The 17,585-nt window shown below is 67.2% G+C and carries 15 protein-coding genes; all 15 read left to right on the top strand.

Translation table 11 applies throughout. The annotated features are described in order from the left end of the window. The first annotated feature begins 17 nt into the window (after nucleotides 1-17). Nucleotides 18-2,426, top strand: a complete 2,409-nt coding sequence (locus tag ACWDU4_RS04080; RefSeq protein ID WP_450112571.1) for a CaiB/BaiF CoA transferase family protein — start codon at nucleotides 18-20, stop codon at nucleotides 2,424-2,426. A 462-nt stretch (nucleotides 2,427-2,888) separates the two neighbouring features. Further along, complete coding sequence (locus ACWDU4_RS04085; protein WP_450112572.1) at nucleotides 2,889-4,244, top strand: MFS transporter; 1,356 nt, start codon at nucleotides 2,889-2,891, stop codon at nucleotides 4,242-4,244. Between the two features lie 146 nt (nucleotides 4,245-4,390). Beyond that, on the top strand, nucleotides 4,391-5,272 hold the full coding sequence (locus ACWDU4_RS04090) for a sulfurtransferase (RefSeq protein ID WP_450112573.1): 882 nt from the start codon (nucleotides 4,391-4,393) through the stop codon (nucleotides 5,270-5,272). Between the two features lie 321 nt (nucleotides 5,273-5,593). Next, nucleotides 5,594-6,469: an SDR family NAD(P)-dependent oxidoreductase gene (locus ACWDU4_RS04095; protein WP_450112574.1), complete on the top strand. Its 876-nt coding sequence runs from the start codon at nucleotides 5,594-5,596 to the stop codon at nucleotides 6,467-6,469. After that, nucleotides 6,466-6,717 carry a ferredoxin gene (locus ACWDU4_RS04100; protein ID WP_450112575.1) on the top strand — a complete coding sequence of 84 codons (252 nt, stop codon included), beginning with the start codon at nucleotides 6,466-6,468 and terminating at the stop codon, nucleotides 6,715-6,717. The genes ACWDU4_RS04095 and ACWDU4_RS04100 overlap by 4 nt, the downstream gene beginning before the upstream one ends. A gap of 28 nt (nucleotides 6,718-6,745) precedes the next feature. Continuing rightward, on the top strand, nucleotides 6,746-7,984 hold the full coding sequence (locus ACWDU4_RS04105; RefSeq protein ID WP_345348481.1) for a cytochrome P450: 1,239 nt from the start codon (nucleotides 6,746-6,748) through the stop codon (nucleotides 7,982-7,984). Between the two features lie 240 nt (nucleotides 7,985-8,224). Then, nucleotides 8,225-8,869, top strand: coding sequence for a TetR/AcrR family transcriptional regulator (locus ACWDU4_RS04110; RefSeq protein WP_450112576.1), 645 nt, complete (start codon nucleotides 8,225-8,227; stop codon nucleotides 8,867-8,869). An 84-nt stretch (nucleotides 8,870-8,953) separates the two neighbouring features. Then, a complete protein-coding gene (locus ACWDU4_RS04115; RefSeq protein WP_450112577.1) occupies nucleotides 8,954-9,592 on the top strand; it encodes a TetR/AcrR family transcriptional regulator in 639 nt (212 codons plus the stop codon). Between the two features lie 236 nt (nucleotides 9,593-9,828). Next, nucleotides 9,829-11,487, top strand: a complete 1,659-nt coding sequence (locus ACWDU4_RS04120) for an FAD-dependent oxidoreductase (RefSeq protein ID WP_450112578.1) — start codon at nucleotides 9,829-9,831, stop codon at nucleotides 11,485-11,487. Between the two features lie 230 nt (nucleotides 11,488-11,717). After that, nucleotides 11,718-12,731: an ABC transporter ATP-binding protein gene (locus ACWDU4_RS04125; RefSeq protein WP_450112579.1), complete on the top strand. Its 1,014-nt coding sequence runs from the start codon at nucleotides 11,718-11,720 to the stop codon at nucleotides 12,729-12,731. Continuing rightward, nucleotides 12,728-13,624, top strand: a complete 897-nt coding sequence (locus tag ACWDU4_RS04130; RefSeq protein ID WP_450112580.1) for an ABC transporter permease — start codon at nucleotides 12,728-12,730, stop codon at nucleotides 13,622-13,624. The genes ACWDU4_RS04125 and ACWDU4_RS04130 overlap by 4 nt, the downstream gene beginning before the upstream one ends. Beyond that, entirely contained in the window at nucleotides 13,624-14,490 is an 867-nt protein-coding gene (locus ACWDU4_RS04135) for an MlaE family ABC transporter permease (protein WP_450112581.1), read from the top strand. Before ACWDU4_RS04130 ends, ACWDU4_RS04135 begins: the two co-directional genes overlap by 1 nt. 79 nt (nucleotides 14,491-14,569) lie before the next feature. Further along, on the top strand, nucleotides 14,570-15,580 hold the full coding sequence (locus ACWDU4_RS04140; RefSeq protein WP_450112582.1) for an Mce family protein: 1,011 nt from the start codon (nucleotides 14,570-14,572) through the stop codon (nucleotides 15,578-15,580). Continuing rightward, nucleotides 15,577-16,581, top strand: coding sequence for an MlaD family protein (locus tag ACWDU4_RS04145; RefSeq protein WP_450112583.1), 1,005 nt, complete (start codon nucleotides 15,577-15,579; stop codon nucleotides 16,579-16,581). The genes ACWDU4_RS04140 and ACWDU4_RS04145 overlap by 4 nt, the downstream gene beginning before the upstream one ends. Continuing rightward, nucleotides 16,578-17,585: an MlaD family protein gene (locus ACWDU4_RS04150; RefSeq protein ID WP_450112584.1), complete on the top strand. Its 1,008-nt coding sequence runs from the start codon at nucleotides 16,578-16,580 to the stop codon at nucleotides 17,583-17,585. The genes ACWDU4_RS04145 and ACWDU4_RS04150 overlap by 4 nt, the downstream gene beginning before the upstream one ends.

Below are 17,585 nucleotides of genomic sequence, written 5' to 3' on the forward strand. Positions count from 1 at the left end.
ATCGAACGGAGCCAACGATGACCCTTCCGCTGGACAGCGTCCGGGTGCTGGACCTCACCGACGGTCTCGGCGAATCCTGTGGCCGCTACCTCGCCGACCTCGGTGCCGAGGTGATCCGGATCGAGATGCCCGGCGGATCACGTTCGCGTGCCGCCGAACCCGTCGTCGACGGCGTGAGCATTCCGTTCGCGCTGCGCAATGCCAACAAGCTCGGGATCACGCTCGACCTGGACACCGACGCCGGCCGGGGGCGACTGCGGGAACTCGCCACGAGCGCGGACATCCTGATCGAGTCGCTGCGCCCGGGCCGGCTGTCCGAGTGCGGTGTCGGCGCGAACGAGATTCGGGCCCTCGTACCGGGACTGGTGTGGGTGTCGGTCAGCGGATTCGGCCAGACCGGACCGTACCGGGACTGGGTGGCGACCGAGCAGGTGCTCTACGGACTGTCCGGAGTCCTGTCCCGCTCCGGTGCCCCGGGCGCGGAACCGCTGCTGCCGCCGGGCGGACTGGTCGAGGAGACCGTCGGCGCGCACGCCGCCTGGGCCGCACTGCTCGCGTACCACCGCCGATTGGGTACCGGTCGCGGCGAAACCGTCGACGTGTCCGCGTTCGAGGCGATCGTGCACGGATTCGACCCCGGATTCGGCACCCAGGGGTCCGCGGCCGCGGCGCGGTCCGAGGATTTCCCGCGGGGCAGGCCGAACGCCGCCAACTTCTATCCGGTGTTCCCCTGCAAGGACGGTCACGTCCGGATCTGCCTGCTCGCCAAACGGCAGTGGCGGGGCATGTTCGAATGGCTCGGTGAGCCAGAGGAGTTCGCGGATCCGAAGTACGACACCATCCCTGCGCGATTCGTCGCCGCGGACACCCTGCACCCCCTGATCGAGCAGCTGTTCTCCGCATACACCCAGGCGGAGTTGGTGGCGGAGGGGGCGCGCCGCGGCGTGCCGGTCGGTGGTGTGCACACCCTCAGCGAGGTGCTCACCACCGAGCACTTCGCGGCGTCCGGTTCCCTCGTCGACGCGGAGATCGCGCCCGGGCTCCGGGCCCGCGTGCCGTCGGGCTATGTCCGTGTCGGGGGAGATCGTGCCGGGATCCGAACGCGGGCACCGCAACTCGGCGAGCACAACGACCTGACCTTCGCGGCGCGGGACATCATTGCCGGTACGGGTGACCCGTCGGCCGCGCCGCTGGCCGGGCTGCGCGTCCTCGACCTAGGGGTGATCGTGTTCGGCGCCGAGTTGAGCCGGCAGTTCGCCGACTACGGCGCCGACGTCATCAAGATCGAGAACGCGAACTTCCCCGACGGGCTGCGCCAGTCCAAGCGCGGCGCGGCGCTGGCCGCATCCGTCGCCTGGGGGCACCGCAACAAGCGCAGTCTCGGGATCGACCTGCGCAGCCCCGAGGGCGTCGACCTCTTCCGGCGACTGGTCGCCGATGCGGACGTGGTGCTGGCCAACTTCAAACCCGGCACCCTGGCGTCGATGGGCTTCTCGTACGAGACCCTCGCCGAGATCAATCCCCGTGTCGTGGTGTCGGAGTCGAGCGCATTCGGCAGCACCGGACCGTGGAGCACCCGGCTCGGCTACGGCCCGCTGGTTCGGGCCTCGTGCGGCGTATCCGCCCTGTGGCGGTACCCGGACGACGAGGAACTGCTCTGCGACGGGCAGACCGTGTACCCCGACCACATCGCCGCGCACGTCGCCGCCATCGCGGTGCTCGCCGCGCTGATCGACCGGCGTCGGACGGGACGGGGAACGAACCTCGAGGTGGCCCAGGCGGACACGGCATTAGTGCAGCTCGGCACCCAGCTGGTCACCGAGGGACTCCGGCCCGGGACGATCACCGCGCCCGGCAACGTCGATCCGTACGCCGCGCCGAGTGGCGTGTACGCGTGCGCCGGTGACGACGAGTGGTGCGTGGTCACCGTCCGCGACGACGACGAGTGGGCGGCGCTGTGCGGTGTGGTCGATCGTCCGGACCTGGTGGGGGACAGGCGGTTCGCCACCAACCCGCAGCGGATCGCGAACCGCGTCGAGGTGGACGGCATCATCGCGGCCTGGCTTCGGGACCGGGACCCCCAGGAGGCGACGGCGGTGCTGCAGGCCGCGGGAGTCCCCGCGGGGGCGATGCTGCGGCTGCCGCAACTGCTCACCGACCCGCAGCTGACCGCTCGTGCCACCTACACGGCGGTCGAGCACGAGCTGCTGCCGACACCCCTATCCGCCACCGCCCGGGTCGCCGTGTTCGGCGAGATCGCCGACCCGCCCACCCGTCAGGCTCCGCTGGCCGGCGAGCAGACCCGGCAGATCTGCGCCGAACTGCTCGGCCTGGAGGACGCCGAGATCGATGCGCTGGTGCGGTCCGGGGTTTTGCAGCCTCCGGCGACCGACCCTGCCCTCGTGCGGGAGGTGGCGACCGGCTAGCCCGGACAGCACCGGCCGGAACGCCTTGAAATTGCGACGACAGCAGGTCATCTCGGGTGACGTGCTGTCGTCGCAGTTTGCTTCCGGATGGACGCAGTATTGTGGAACCGGCAGACCTGCAACGGTATTCACGTGCTGGTGACGGAACTTCGAACCTTGCCTCCCCGCTGCGGGCACGATCATGCCGCCGTCACCTGCGCGGCCGGAGTTCCGATTCGACCCGAACAAGCGGGCCTGCGACCAGGCCCGCACGTCGTGCGTCACGCATACGAGTCCGTCCTGGGCTCGCCGGATGTCGAATGGAGTTCAACTTCCGATCGAAATAGATGGTGGTTGCATACATTTGGCGCCAAGTCGAGCGCAAGAATCTTCCGTAGACAAATCTAATGACTATTGGTTAATGTGTTGCGCATCACAGGACATTCCGGGTGATCGCCCGGCCTTACACACATCGAGGTGTGCATGACCGAGACCAGAACCGAAGTCACCGAAAACCTCACGGACTCGAGCCGGGCGCGCTCCACCGCGGACTCGCGCCGGGCCAGCCGCGCCGCCTTCGTCGGAACCCTGCTCGAATACTACGATTTCAGCCTCTACGCTTCTGCGGCCTCGGTGGTCTTCGCGAGCGTGTTCTTCTCCGGATCGAGCCCGTTCCTGGGGACCCTGCAGGCGGTCGGCACCTTTGCGGTCGGCTTCCTGGTCCGCCCGATCGGCGGGGTGGTCCTCGGAAGTCTCGGAGACCGTATCGGGCGCAAGCGAATTCTCGTGCTGACCCTTGTGCTGATGGGCGCGGCCACCATGCTTGTCGGCGTGCTGCCGGGATACGCCCAGATCGGATGGCTCGCACCCGTCCTGCTGGTGTTCCTCCGGATCCTCCAGGGCATCGGCGCGAGCGCCGAGTACGGCGGTGCCACGCTGGTTGCGGTGGAGTTCGCGCCGGAACGCAAGCGGGGACTGCTCGGTTCACTCCCCGGTATGGGTTCGGCGCTCGGTGGCGTCCTGGGTACCAGTGCACTGCTGCTGGTGTCGACCCTGCTGTCGAAGGAGGACTTTCTCGACTGGGGGTGGCGGATTCCGTTCCTGCTCAGTGGTTTGATCCTCGCCTACGGGCTGTGGCTGCGGCGGTCGCTGCCGGAGACACCGGAGTTCCGGCGAATCGAGAACGCGGATGACACGGCTCGGACTCCGGTCCGCGACGTGATTCGCCAGCAGCCGCGGGCACTGCTCGCCGTGATGGTGATGGCCATCGGCATGACGGGCATCGGCTACTTCTTCATCGTGTTCATGGGCACTTTCGGCGCCAACCAGCTCGGGCTGGGCAAGACCGACATCCTCATCGGCCTGATTCTTGCCCAGGTCGCCAACGCACTGCTGATCCCGCTGTTCGGTGGCCTCTCGGATCGGATGGGCCGACGGCCGGTGATCATCTTTGGCTTCGTCTACAGCGCCGTCTTCGCGTGGCCCGCGTTCTGGCTGCTCTCGAACCACGGCTCCGCAACCGTGTTCTGGCTCGTCCTCGCTCTGGGCAACGGCATCGGGGTCGCGTCGATCTTCGGCCCGATGGGCGCCTACGTCACCGAACTGTTCGAGACCCGGCACGCCTACAGCGGACTCGGTCTGGGCCGGGAGACCGGTAACGCCCTCGGCGCGGCCATCGTGCCGGTGGTCGCGGTGCCACTGGCCTTCCATGACACCACCGCCTGGCTGAGCCTGCTGCTCTGCGGCATCGCGATCCTCGGCCTGGTCGCGGCGGCACTCTCGCGGACGCGATCGGAATCGCTCGAGGCGGGCGGAGACGTCGAGACTCTGCCGGTGTAGCCGCACCCGGACGTCACGGCACGGGTTCCGATCGCGGGGATCGGAACCCGTGCCGTTCTCGGTCGGGACGATACTCTGGCCTAAAGGAACTAGATCTTCGACGCGCGACGGCCGGTGCTGCCGTGGCGTAGGATTGGAGCACTCCGATGTCCACCGTCCCCCTGCTCGTCGACGCCGACTGGCTCGTCGCCCACCGTTCGGATCAGAACATCCGGATCTACGACGTCAGCATCTCGCACGGGAAGACCCAGGCGGGCGAACCGTTCACCACGTCCGGGCGGGAGACTTACGAGGCGGAGCACATCCCCGGCGCCGCGCACGCCGACGTGTTCGGCGACCTCGCCGACACGCAGTCACCGTATGCCTTCACCAGCCTCGACCACGACACCTTCGCGCAGCGGGCCGGTGCCCTCGGCATCGGACCGGACACCCATGTCGTTCTCTACGACCAGGGCGGGAACCTGTGGGCGACCCGGCTGTGGTGGAACCTGCGGCTGGAGGGCTTCGACCGGGTATCGGTCCTCGACGGCGGTCTCGGTGCCTGGAAGGCCGCAGGGCACGAGATCGAGCAGGGCGGGAGCAACACCTACCCGGCAGCAGCCTTCTCCGGTGAGCGCCGGCCCGAACTGCTCGCGACGAAGGAGAGCATCCTCGCCGGGATCGGTAACCCGGCCGGCGTCCTGGTGAACTCGCTGGAGCCGCAGACGTTCCGGGGCGAGGTGGACACCTACGGGTACGGGCGTCCGGGCCGGATCCCGGACAGCGTCAACGTCTTCTTCGGCGACCTGGTCACCGAGGGCGGCAGGGTCGGCGGGCTGGAGCTGGTCCGGCCGCTGTTCGCCGAGGCGGGTGCGCTCGACGAGGACAAGTCGGTGGTCACCTACTGCGGTGGCGGCATTGCCGCGACCTTCCTCGCCTTCCAGCTCGCCCGGCTCGGCCGCGAGGACGTCGCCGTCTACGACGGGTCGATGAACGAGTGGGTGTCCGACGAGTCGCTGCCCCTCGAGGTCGGTGAGCCGACCGCCTGAATCGGCGAAGGGCGCGGACAGCAGTGGGGCGGACCGTCACGGTCCGCCCCACTGCCGTATTCGCAGGGCACGGACACAATGCGAGGAGCTCCCCGGGATGCGGTGCACACCCGGGGAGCTCAGTGCTGTCTCCGGCGTCCCCGCGAGAGCTGCTGACAAAAATCGATTGACGTCAGCTGTCATTCGCTGTAACGTCAGTCACAGGCCGCGAGAAGAACACCTCCGGTCAGAGTCTTCAGGTCGCCCGGGTTCGGGCGACATCTCTCCACGGCAACGACCGCTGTGGCTCACCATGCACTCCCTTTCACACAAGGAGCTCGTATGAAACTCAACGGTAAGGTCGCTCTCATCACCGGCGCGGGGTCCGGGCTCGGACGGCGGTCTTCGCAGCTGTTCGCCTCCGAGGGCGCCACGATCGCCGTCGTCGACATCGATGCCGAACGGGCCAAGGGCACGGTCGCGCTCGTCGAGGAACAGGGCGGTACCGCGATCGCGATCACGGCGGACGTCCGGAGCGAGAAGCAGGTCGCCGACGCCGTCGCGACGACCGTCGACGCTTTCGGTACCGTCGACATCGCATTTGCCAACGCCGGCATCGTTTCTCGCGGCGGAGTGCCGTCCGTGGCCGGAGGAGAGCAGGTCGACTTCGAGGACCTCACCGACGCCGACTGGCAGGATGTGGTCGGCGTGAACCTCTCCGGTGTCTTCTACACCGCGAAGGCCGTCGTTCCCACGATGCGCAAGCAGGGTGGCGGCGTCATCCTCGCGACCTCGTCGGCCGCGTCCCTGGTGGCCTACCACAGCATCGCGATGTATTCGGCGACGAAAGCCGGCGTGAACGGGCTCGTTCGCGGGCTGAGCCTGGACCTGGGCAAGTACGGCATTCGCGTCAATGCCATCGCGCCCACCCACGGCATGTCGCCGAACTTCCTCGCGCCGGAGGGCACTCCGGTCGTCGGGAAGTCCTACGAGGAGGTCGCCGGCCCCTGGGATCCGGGAGTCTCGCCGATCCCGCTCAAGCTTGGCCGTCCGCCGTCACTCGACGACAACGCCCGAGCGGCCCTGTTCATGGTGTCGGACGACTCTGCCTACATGTCGGGTGTCGTGCTGCCGACCACCGACGGCGGAACACTGTCCCGCGTCGGCATGTGGTTCCCGGAGGATCTGGAACCCTCGACAGACGGCCACGGCGCATGACCGCAACGACCGCCGCCTCGTCCGGCCACAGCAGCGAAAGCGGGACAGGATTACGCCTGAACGTCGATCGTTCCGCCTGCGCCGGTCACGGCCTGTGTTACGGCGGGTATCCCGAGGTGCTCGATTGCGACGATCAGGGTGATCCCGTGATTCTGCGCGATCCGCTCGACACCGCAGCCGAGATCGACGCCGCCCGGGCCGCCGTGCAGGTGTGTCCGGAACGCGCCCTCACCGTCGAATCCGTCTGATCAGAAACAGTTCCGAGGAAGGAACGACATGACCACCACCACTCTGGACGACGCGCCCAGCGATCTCGTCGTCGACTTCGACATCTACGACCCGGCCCTGACCGCGCCGGTCGACACGATCCAGGATCGCGTCGCCGAGCTTGCAGGCAAGGGCCCGGTCGTGTACTCCACCGCTCACGGTGGGCACTGGATCGTCACGCACTACAAGGAGATTCACGAGGTCCTGCGCGATCCGGAGACCTTCTCGAGCTACCCGAACAACCTCGTCACCGGGCCGGGCGGCATGGGCAAGTTCATTCCGATCGAGCTCGACCCGCCGGAGCACACCGGCTACCGACTCGCCCTGCAGCCGCTGTTCTCCCCCAACCGGATGAAGGCGCTGACCGAGCAGATCCGGGATCTGGTCAACGAGCTGATCGACGGCTTCGCCGCGAAGGGTGAAGCGGAGTTCATCAGCGAGTTCGCGCACGAGCTGCCCACCCGCGTGTTCCTGGCGCTGATGGACTGGCCGGTCGAGGACGCCCCGATGTTCACCGCGGCAACGGACACCATCCTCGTCGGCAAACCCGGTGGAACCGAGGAAGAGTCGCAGCAGGCTCGGGCCATGGCCGGCTTCGAGATGCTGGGCTACTTCCAGAAGATCGTCGACGAGCGGCGGAAGAATCCGGGTGACGACGTCACCTCGGCGCTGATCCACACTGAGGTCGAGCTCGAGGACGGCAAGCGGCTGCTGACCGACGAGGAACTCAACCGGATGTTCTTCCTGCTCCTCATTGCCGGGCTGCACACGGTGCAGGGCTCTCTCGCCTGGGCCGTCATCCATCTCTACAACAACCCGGAGCAGCGCGCGGAGCTGATCGAGAACGACGATCTGATCGCGAGTGCGGTCGAGGAGATCCTCCGAATCGAGGCGGCGGTCGTGCCGGGGCGGTGTGCCACCCGCGACGTCGAACTCGGCGGCGTCCAGATCAAGGCGGGTGACCAGCTCATCCTGATGCTGTGCTCCGCCAATCGGGACGAGGGCGAGTTCGATGACCCGAACGACCTTCAGCTGGAACGGCATCCGAATCGGCACCTCTCTTTCGGCTCGGGCGCGCACCGCTGCCTCGGATCGCACCTCGCGCGGATCGAACTGTCCATCGCTCTCGAGGAACTGCACCGGCGGATCCCGGACTACCGCCTCGTGGAGGCGGATCCGCCGATCCTCCACGGCAGCCAGGTGCGTGGCTGCGCGCGCCTTCCGATCCAGTTCACACCGGCGGTGTGAGCGAGCCTGCCCGGCAGGAGAAGACCAGCATCGCAGGGTAGGGGTCGGCAGAGGGGGCCGGACGCCACCCGGGTGTCCCGGTGCGGCCGCAAGGGGGCGGCCACGCCGGGACACTCCTATGGGGTGGATGCGGCCGAGATACGCTGCGCCCGTGCCTCCTACGGCGCCGAGGGTGCAGTTGTCCCTGGTACCCTTTCCAGAGCCGCATGGCAGTGTCGAACCGGTGAAGTGGAGGGTCGAATGGCGCGCAGGCGCGTCGGCGTCCTGGGTGAGAGCGTGGACGATGCGCGTGCCCAGATCTTCACCGCGGCCGAGTCCGTCTTCCAGCGCTACGGAATCGTCAAGGCCACGATGGGCGACGTCGCCAAGGAGGTGGGCGTGTCGAGGCCGACGGTCTACCGCTACTTCCGGGACCGGGACACGCTGATCTCGGCCATCGTGGAGGCGCGGTCGCGCCGGCTGTTCGACACGGCGCGTGCGTTTCTCCGCGAGCGGCCGACGTTCGGCGAGCAGGTCGTGGACGGAATCGTGCACCTCGTGGACCGTGGCCGGCGCGACCCGATCATGCGGTTGCTGGTCACCCCCGAACACATGGACACCGCCACCGCCCTCCTCGGCACGTCGGGTCTCGCGACCCGGCTGAACACCGAGATGTGGTCACCGCTCATCGACGAGGCCCGCGACCGGGGCGAGATCCGACCCGGAACGACGGACGAGGAGATCTGCGACTGGATCACGATGGTGCAGCTGATCCTGATGGGGCGTAATGACTTCGGTGACAGTGACGATCCGGAGCATCGGCGCATGCTCACCCGGTTCCTGCTGCCCGCGATCGTCCGTGAGCCGGCACGCACGAGTGCCGGCCCGGCTGCGGTGTGCGGTTGAGGGCACCGTGGAATCGGTCGCCGCTCCCCGGCTCCGGCCGGTCGCCGTTTCGGTGACGACTCGTCTCGACCGGAGGTGACGGAGATGGCACGACGACGGGCGGTGAGCGTCCTCGGCACGGACGCGGACGAAGCGCGCACACGGATTCTCGATGCCGCCGAGGCGGCATTCGAGCGGTACGGCGTGGTCAAGTCGACGATGGACGACATCGCCAAGGAGGCGGGCGTCTCCCGCCCCGCCCTCTATCGATACTTTCGTGACCGTGACGCCCTCGTCTCGGCGCTCATCGCGGCCCGGTCCCGGCGCCTGTTCGCGGAGACGCACGCCTTCCTCGCCGGCTGCGACGGCCTCTCCGAGCAACTCGTCGAGGGGCTCGCCCAACTCGTCGACCGCGGGCGCAGGGACCCGCTCATCCGCCTGATCGTCGGCCCGGAACAACTGGGCTGGGACACCGCGTTGACCGGCAGCTCGGGACTGGCGGCGCAACTGACACACGAAATGTGGGCGCCGGTACTCGATGCCGCCCGTGAGCGCGGCGAGATCCGTCCCGGCCTGACCAACCGCGAGATCACCGAGTGGATCGTCGTCGTCGAACTGATCCTGGTGGGGCGCATGGATTTCGGTGCCGCGAGTGACCCCGACCATCGACGCATGCTGGCCAAGCTGCTGCTCCCCGGCATCGTGGCAGATCCGGCACCTCGGGGGCCGGAACCGGGCGCGTGACGGTCGGCCGGGCCGACCCGCGTGCCCGGCGATGTGCTTGTTGCGTGTCCCGCATCACATGCCGTAACGTATGACACAGATTGTTATTTGTAAACCTGTTGTCGGGGCAGGTTCGGGGCCGTGAACGGCTCCGCAAAGACACGCATGTCCACCAGATTCTCCGAGTGCACACCGAGTTCTCCCCGCGGCGTTCAGCCGGCGAATACGAGATCCGGGCAACAACGTCAGGAGCGACCATGGCGCACGTGATCACCCAACCGTGCTGCAACGACGCGAGTTGCGTCGCGGTATGTCCCGTCGACTGCATCCATCCGTCCCCGCGCGAGCGTGCATTCGTCCGGACAGAGATGCTGTTCATCGACCCGGACGCGTGCATCGACTGTGGCGCATGCGTGGACGAGTGCCCCGTGGACGCGATCGTGCCGCCCGAGGACGTCACGCCCGCACTCGAACCCTTCGTCGCGATCAACGCGGCCTACTACTCGGATCGGCCCGGGTCGGCCGCACCGGATGTCGTCGAACCCGTGACCGTGGCCGCGACGAGTGGCCCGCTCCGGGTCGCTGTCGTGGGAAGCGGCCCGTCGGCCTGCTATGTCGTGGACGCTCTGAACACGATTCGAGGACTCGACGTCGAGATCACCGTCCTCGAACGGTTGCCCGCGCCCGGAGGGCTCGTCCGCTACGGAGTCGCACCCGACCACGCCGCCACCAAGAGCATCGCGACGTTGTTCGGCCGTACCCTCGGCAAGCGCGGATGCACCGTGCACCTGAACACCGAAGTGGGCGTGCACGTCACGCATGACGAGGTGTTGCGTCATCATCACGCCGTTGTGTACGCATCGGGTGCGAACGGAGATCGCCCGCTCGGTGTTCCGGGGGAAGGCCTTCCCGGCAGCGTCTCCGCGCGCGACTTCGTTCTCTGGTACAACGGCCATCCCGATCATGCCGATGCCACCTTCGATCTGTCCGGGGAGCGCGCGGTGGTGGTGGGCAACGGCAACGTCGCCCTGGACGTCGCGCGGGTGCTCGCCGGTGACGTGGCCAGGCTGATCGGCACGGACATCGCCGCCCACGCCCTCGAGGCCCTTGCGGCGAGCCGCATCCGGGAAGTGGTCGTGCTGGGCCGGCGAGGTCCCGAGCACGCGGCCTTCAGCACTCCCGAGTTGCTGGGCCTGGGCAACCTCGCCGGGGTCGATGTCACGGCCTCGCACTCGTTCGAGTCCGCTCACGCGAACGACGAGCTCACCAGGATCCGCGCGTCCGTCCTGAACCGCTACGCGGCGGCACAGCCGACTCCAGGCAACCGCCGGATTCACTTGCAGTTCTTCGGATCACCGACCGGGATTCTCGGCGACATCCGTACGGAGGGCCTCCGCATCGATGTCAACGAACGAACCGCCGAGGGCGGGATCTCGGCGTCCGGCCGCAGCGAGACCGTTCCCGCCGATCTGGTGATCAGGTCCGTGGGATTCATGGGCAGGCCCGTCGAGGGATTGCCCTTCGACCACGCTCGTGGGGTGCTGCCCAACCGCAACGGAGCCGTCGTCGATCCCGACTCCGGCGTACAGGTGCGTGGGGTGTACACGGCCGGCTGGCTCAAGCGTGGGCCGAGTGGTGTGATCGGATCGAATCGCGCCTGCTCGGAAGCCACCGCGGTGCAGATCGTGGCTGACTTCGCATCCGGCAAACTGGCTGTGCCGGAAGGAACTTCCGAACAGTTCGCCGACCTGGTGGAGCAACGGCAACCCGAGAGGCTGGACCTCGCCGGCTGGAAGCGTCTGGATTCCCACGAGCGGAAAGCGGGACGGAAGGTGGGACGCCCTCGCCTCAAGGCCGTCGATCGCTCGGAGATGGTCGACATCGCTCTCGGTCGACAGGCTTCACCGATCGGCTGAGGCTGCCGGCGCCCCAGTGCGCCGCGCGTGATGAACGGGCGACTTCGTGTTGCCCGACAACGTCCTCGGGGGGACGAACGGTGACGGAGAGGCCGTGAGACGGCGTCCGTGACCGTGCTGGTGCATGTCACAGGGACCGTTTCGCTCGAGGCTCTGCTGGCGTGCACGTATGTCCACATGAATCGAATGTGTTGTGCACAAGGGTTGACGGGGTGGGAAGGAGCTTTTGAGTGGGTATCGAAGTTGCTGTGGAGGGTCTGACCAAGTCATTCGGCTCCCAGCAGATCTGGCGAGACGTGACGATGACGTTGCCCGCTGGTGAGGTGAGTGCGCTCCTCGGACCATCGGGCACGGGAAAGTCGGTCTTCCTCAAGTCGCTGATCGGCCTGCTCCGACCAGAGCAGGGATCCATCGTGATCGACGGCGTGGACATCATGACGTGTTCGGCCAAGGAACTGTACGAGATTCGCAAGTTGTTCGGGGTGCTGTTCCAGGACGGCGCGCTGTTCGGATCGATGAACCTGTACGACAACGTGGCATTCCCGTTGCGGGAGCACACGCGCAAGTCCGAGTCCGAGGTCCGGAAGATCGTGATGGAGAAGCTCGAACTCGTCGGTCTCCTCGGGGCGGAGGACAAGCTTCCCGGTGAGATCTCCGGCGGCATGCGCAAGCGCGCCGGGCTGGCGCGGGCACTGGTCCTCGAGCCGCAGATCATTCTGGTGGACGAGCCCGACTCGGGCCTCGATCCCGTTCGTACGACCTATATCTCGCAGACATTGATCGATATCAACGCCGAGATCGACGCGACGATCCTCATCGTCTCGCACAACATCAACCTGGCCCGGACGGTGCCGGACAACATCGGAATGCTGTTCCGGCGTGAGCTGGTGATGTTCGGACCCCGTGAGGTGCTGCTGACGTCGGACGAGCCGGTGGTCAAGCAGTTCCTGGGCGGAGCGATGATCGGTCCGATCGGGATGTCCGAGGAGAAGGACGAGGCGCAGATGGCGCACGAGCAGGCGCTGGTCGATGCCGGTCACCACGCGGGCGGCGTCGACGGACTGGACGGAATCGTGCCGCAGATGAGGGCGACTCCGGGTATGCCGGAGCGTCGCGCGGTAGCCCGGCGGCGGATGCGGGTTCGGCGAATTCTGCACACCCTTCCAGCTCGAGCACAGCGCGCAATCCGTGACGACCTCGAGGACGACATGCCCACGCAACGCCTGGAGGTGGTGGCCCGATGAGGATCCAGTTGACGTCACCCGCCCCGGCCACCGTGCCGGAGGAGCCGCGGAGGCAGAGCGGTGTCCGGCAGCGGGCCGGGGCGGTACTCGCCTGGCTGAGCGCGTACCTCCGGGTCAGGCCGGCACAGAGCCTCGCCACGATCGGGCGGTCCGCTCGACTCGCCGGCAACGTGATCCGGTACTGCGTGACCGATACCGTCACCGGTCGTCTGCCGGTGGGGGAGGTCGTCGAGCAGATGTGGAAGTTGCTCAAGGTGACCGCCCTGCCTGCACTGCTGATGGCGGTGCCGATCGGTGCCGAGGTGTCCGTCCAGGTCGGCGGCATCATGAACCAGGTCGGTGCGAACTCGCTCGCGGGCGCCGCGAGTGGTCTCGGTGTCGTGGGGCAGGGTGCGCCGATGGCGGCAGGCCTGCTGATGAGTGGCGCCGCGGCCTCGGCCATCGCGTCGGACCTGGGTGCCCGCTCCATCCGCGAGGAGATCGAGGCGATCCGCGTGATGGGTATCGACCCGGTTCAGCGGCTCGTCGTGCCCCGCTTCATCGCGATGATCCTCATAGCACCGATGCTGTGCATCATCATCATCGCGGCCGGTGTCGCTGCGGGCCTGCTGATCTCGGCCAACGTCAACGACGTCGTGCCCGGTAGCTTCTGGCAGTCGTTCGGCGCCTTCGCCACCCCGACCGATCTCGCGTTCTCGGTGCTCAAGTCCCTGCTGTTTGCGGCGACCGTGGTGATCATCGCGAGTCTGCGTGGCCTCGAGGCCAAGGGAGGCCCGACCGGTGTGGCCAACGCGGTCAACGCCTCCGTGGTGCTCAGCGTCTTCTGCATCTTCGCCACGAACCTGCTCGTGAGCCAGCTGCAGATGATGTTCTTCCCGGCGAGGCTGGCGTGATGGCGACCCGGACACCCGCGCACCGCGGGTCGCCGGTGGCGTCACTGGTCACCACGGTGACCGGCCCGCTCCGGAACGTGGCCGCGGAACTCGGCCAGATCACTCTCTTCGTCGGCAAGACGATCGGCCTGCTGCCCAAGACCGTTCGGCACTACCGGAAGCAGACCGTCACGACCATGAACAACATGGCCTGGGGCAACGGCTCGCTCGTCGTCGACGGCGGCGTGATCAGCCTGATGTTCTTCCTGGGCATCGCGGTCGGCGCGGTGGTGGCGATCCAGGCGTTCATGGCGTTCGACCTGCTCGGCTTCGGCGCGCTGACCGGCATCATCGGATCCTTCGGCAACGTCCGGGTCATCGCGCCCATCATCACCGGTATCGGGTTCGCCGCGCAGGCGGGCTGCCGAATGACGGCGGAGATCGGTGCGATGCGGATCTCCGAGGAGATCGACGCCACCGAATCGATCGGCCTGCAGGCCATTCCGTTCGTCGTCGGCACTCGGCTGATCGGCAGCATGCTGGTGGTGCTGCCCGGATACCTGATGGCGCTGATGGTGAGCTTCGTGACCGGCGGAATCGTCGTCAAAACCTTCCACGATCAGCCGTCCGGCACATACGACCACTACTTCGGGCAGTTCCTGACGATTCCCGACCTGGTGGCATCGGTGGCGAAGGTGCTGATCTTCTGTGGTGTCGTCACGCTGATCCACTGCTACTACGGGTATTTCGCCTCTGGCGGCCCGGCCGGCGTCGGTTCGGCGTCGGGCCGCGCGATCCGAGCCAGTCTCGTCGCCATCGTCGTGATGAATTTCGTGATGACGGTCGTGATCTGGGGGCTGAGCCCGGAACTGGTGTTCAAGGGATGAGGGCATGAGCATTTCGAGGAGTCAAGACTTTATCCGCGGTTCCGCCGAGCATCAGTCACGTCTGCTGAGCGGAACCGGTGTGGGAGTGTTCGCGCTCGCGTGCGCGGCTGCGATCGCCGGGGTCACGCTGTATCCCCGCCTGACGGCGCCGGAGGGCGTCGAGGTCGGTCTCGAGGTTCCGTACGTGGGGCCCGGTGTCGCGGCAGGGACGAAGGTCGTCCTGCACGGGCAGACGGTGGGCCGTGTCATCGAGCTCGACCGCACCGCCTCCGATTCGGTCCGGATGCAGCTGGTCCTGGATGAGGGCCAGATCGACGGACTGACCGATACATTCGAGGTCGACTACCGTCCCGAGAACTACTTCGGCACCTCCGCGGTGAACCTCGTCGCGATGAACGGGGGCAACGAACTCGAGTCGGGTCTGGAGCTGCAGCGGACGCCGCGCGGTGACTTCACGATGTCGACCATGATCGAGCAGGGATCCTCCACGATCGACGGCACGCTCACCAGCGACATGATCAGGTCGCTGGACAAGTCGGTGCACTACCTCGGCGGGGTCACACCGTGGGTGGAAACCGGTGTACTGCTCGCCGACCGCGTTGCCAAGACCCAGTACGCACTGCCGACCGACCTGCTGGCCAGGTTCGACGACATACTCGAAGCCGCACCGGAATTCAGTGACCAGGCAATCCGATCGCTGATGAACATCTATGACAGCCCGTCCTACAATCGCCTGCCCGACGGCTCCGTCGGCGTCGACGAGGGCGTCTTCGACGAGTCCGACGCCGGCCTCGCGCTCGCGGGCGACCAGCTGTTCGGCCAGGCCGGCGCCCTACTGGCGTCACACGGTGACGATCTCACCCCGCTCATCCAGTCGGTCACCGAACTCTCGGACGTCTTCCCGCATCTGAGCAGCGGAGGATTGACCCCGGAGTCGGCGCGCGACGTGGTCCGCGCACTGGACTCGGCCTTCGTCGACGTCCCGGGCGGGAAGCGTCTGCGTCTGCGCGTCGTGCTCGACGCCTTTCCCTCGATGAACGCCGCGCTCGGTCTCGGGCCCGCGGTGTCCGCGGAAGGAGGTGTGCGATGACCTCGCGTGGGGCGCTTGTCGCAACGGTCGTGAAACTTGCGGTGGCCGTGGTGGTCTCGGTCTTCCTGTTCGTCCTGGTGATCGCCGCGATGCGTAGCCCGGTCTCCGGGGAGACCCGGAGTTACACGGCGGAGTTCTCCGACGTCTCGGGTCTGGGGGACAATGGCGACATCCGCACCCGTGGTGTCCGGATCGGCAAGGTCGAGTCGATCGAGCTCGTGCGCCGCGACACCGGGACGATCGCCGAAGTTCGGTTCTCCATGGAGAAGCCCTACGAGCTGACCGGGGACACGGTGCTGTCGGTCAAGTACCAGAACCTCACCGGTGTCCGGTACATCGACGCCGACTTCGGTGACGGGTCCGCGCCGGCCACCTCGCGCCTCGGTCTCGACGGCACCAGGCCGTCCTTCGACATCACCGAGCTGTTCAACGGGCTGCAGCCGGTGCTCGCGACGATGAGCACCGAGGACATCAACCGGTTCTCGGAGAACGCGATCGCCGTCCTCCAGGGCGACGGCGGGGGACTGGAACCGATGCTCGCCGACGCCAAGAAGCTGGCCGACCTCGCCTCCAGCCGGGAACAGGTGATCTCGACGCTCACCGCCAACCTGGCACGCATCTCCGACACGATGGGCGGCCGCTCCGGCGCGGTGGTCGAGTTCATCCGCTCGGTCGACTACCCGATATCCAGCGCCATGACCGTGATCGACGAGTTCGCGAAGACCGCGAGTTACGGCCCGTACTTCCTCACGCCCATCAAGAGGCTGCTCGACGCGTATCACCTCGAACCGGGCGTGAACGTGGAGGACCAGGTCGCTCAGGTGTTCGGCTCGATCGAGGAGGCCGCGCAGGCGTTCCGTCTGCTCCCGGCGTCCATCGCGGGTATGCAGATGCCGGCGAGCGAGGGGGCGCACGGGTGTGCGAACGGTGTCGCCCAACTCCCCACCGACGTCGAGGTTCTACTCAATGGCAGTGAGGTGGTCGTATGCAGCGCCCGATGAACACCCGCACTCCACGCGGCCGGTTCGGTCGGCTGTTCTCCTGGTTCGACAACGATCTTCGGATCGGTGCCGCGGTCGCCGTTCTCGTCGCCGCGGCGCTCGTCGCCACCGCGGTGCTGTACCTGCGTCCGCCGGGACGGACCAAGGTCTCGTTCGAGACCACGGACGTGTCCGCGATATCCGTGGGCCAGGACGTCCGGGTCGCGGGAATCTCGGTCGGCTCGGTGTCGGACATGACGCTCGGCGCGGACTCGGTGCGCGTGACGATGGACATCGAGAAGGACGTCGTGGTCGGAGCGGACTCCCGCATCGACGTGCGCATGCACACCCCGGTCGGGGGATACGCGATCACCATCGTCCCGGTCGGTGACACCCCCGTGGGGGACCGGCCGATTCCGGCGGGACAGGTGTCGGTGCCCTACTCGATCGGGGACGTCCTGCAGGCCGCTCCGAACGTCACCGACAACGTCGACGGCGGTACCGTCGACGCGAACCTCGCGCAGGTTGCCCAGGCGTTGCAGTCGAATCCGGACTCGGTCGGCTCGGTCATCTCCGGAATGTCCTCCATCGCACGGGTGATGGACCAGCAGCGCGAGCAGGTCCGGACCATCACCGCACTCGCGTCGGAGTACCTGAACACCTTCGACGCCAACCGCGACATGATCTTCGACGTCGTCCGGAAGATGGACATCGTCTTGTCCACCTACAACACCAATCACGCCGGCTTCAACGAGGCGTACCGGTTGCTCGGATATGTGCTGATGACCGTGTCGCCGTACGCGGAGTACTACCTCGACCACAGCGAGGATCTGGCCGGCGGGATCGCGCAGGTGCGGGCGACCATCGAGGAGTTCAACGCGACGATGGGCCCGTCGATCGACGCACTGACCGCGGCGCGGGACCAATTGGCCAACTGGCTCACCCCGGAGGGGATGGCCACGATCGGCGGAGGAACGCTCATGGCATCCGACATCTGCATGCCCGTCCCCGGACGGAGCTGCTGA

This window comes from Rhodococcus sp. NPDC003348 (genome assembly GCF_053589375.1).

Bases quoted from the DNA above. Each gene is read 5' to 3' on its own strand.
- ACWDU4_RS04100 (WP_450112575.1), top strand. From the start codon at position 6,466: ATGACCGCAACGACCGCCGCCTCGTCCGGCCACAGCAGCGAAAGCGGG.
- ACWDU4_RS04145 (WP_450112583.1), top strand. From the start codon at position 15,577: ATGACCTCGCGTGGGGCGCTTGTCGCAACGGTCGTGAAACTTGCGGTG.
- ACWDU4_RS04085 (WP_450112572.1), top strand. From the start codon at position 2,889: ATGACCGAGACCAGAACCGAAGTCACCGAAAACCTCACGGACTCGAGC.
- ACWDU4_RS04090 (WP_450112573.1), top strand. From the start codon at position 4,391: ATGTCCACCGTCCCCCTGCTCGTCGACGCCGACTGGCTCGTCGCCCAC.
- ACWDU4_RS04135 (WP_450112581.1), top strand. From the start codon at position 13,624: ATGGCGACCCGGACACCCGCGCACCGCGGGTCGCCGGTGGCGTCACTG.
- ACWDU4_RS04115 (WP_450112577.1), top strand. From the start codon at position 8,954: ATGGCACGACGACGGGCGGTGAGCGTCCTCGGCACGGACGCGGACGAA.
- ACWDU4_RS04120 (WP_450112578.1), top strand. From the start codon at position 9,829: ATGGCGCACGTGATCACCCAACCGTGCTGCAACGACGCGAGTTGCGTC.
- ACWDU4_RS04080 (WP_450112571.1), top strand. From the start codon at position 18: ATGACCCTTCCGCTGGACAGCGTCCGGGTGCTGGACCTCACCGACGGT.
- ACWDU4_RS04150 (WP_450112584.1), top strand. From the start codon at position 16,578: ATGAACACCCGCACTCCACGCGGCCGGTTCGGTCGGCTGTTCTCCTGG.
- ACWDU4_RS04105 (WP_345348481.1), top strand. From the start codon at position 6,746: ATGACCACCACCACTCTGGACGACGCGCCCAGCGATCTCGTCGTCGAC.
- ACWDU4_RS04130 (WP_450112580.1), top strand. From the start codon at position 12,728: ATGAGGATCCAGTTGACGTCACCCGCCCCGGCCACCGTGCCGGAGGAG.
- ACWDU4_RS04110 (WP_450112576.1), top strand. From the start codon at position 8,225: ATGGCGCGCAGGCGCGTCGGCGTCCTGGGTGAGAGCGTGGACGATGCG.
- ACWDU4_RS04095 (WP_450112574.1), top strand. From the start codon at position 5,594: ATGAAACTCAACGGTAAGGTCGCTCTCATCACCGGCGCGGGGTCCGGG.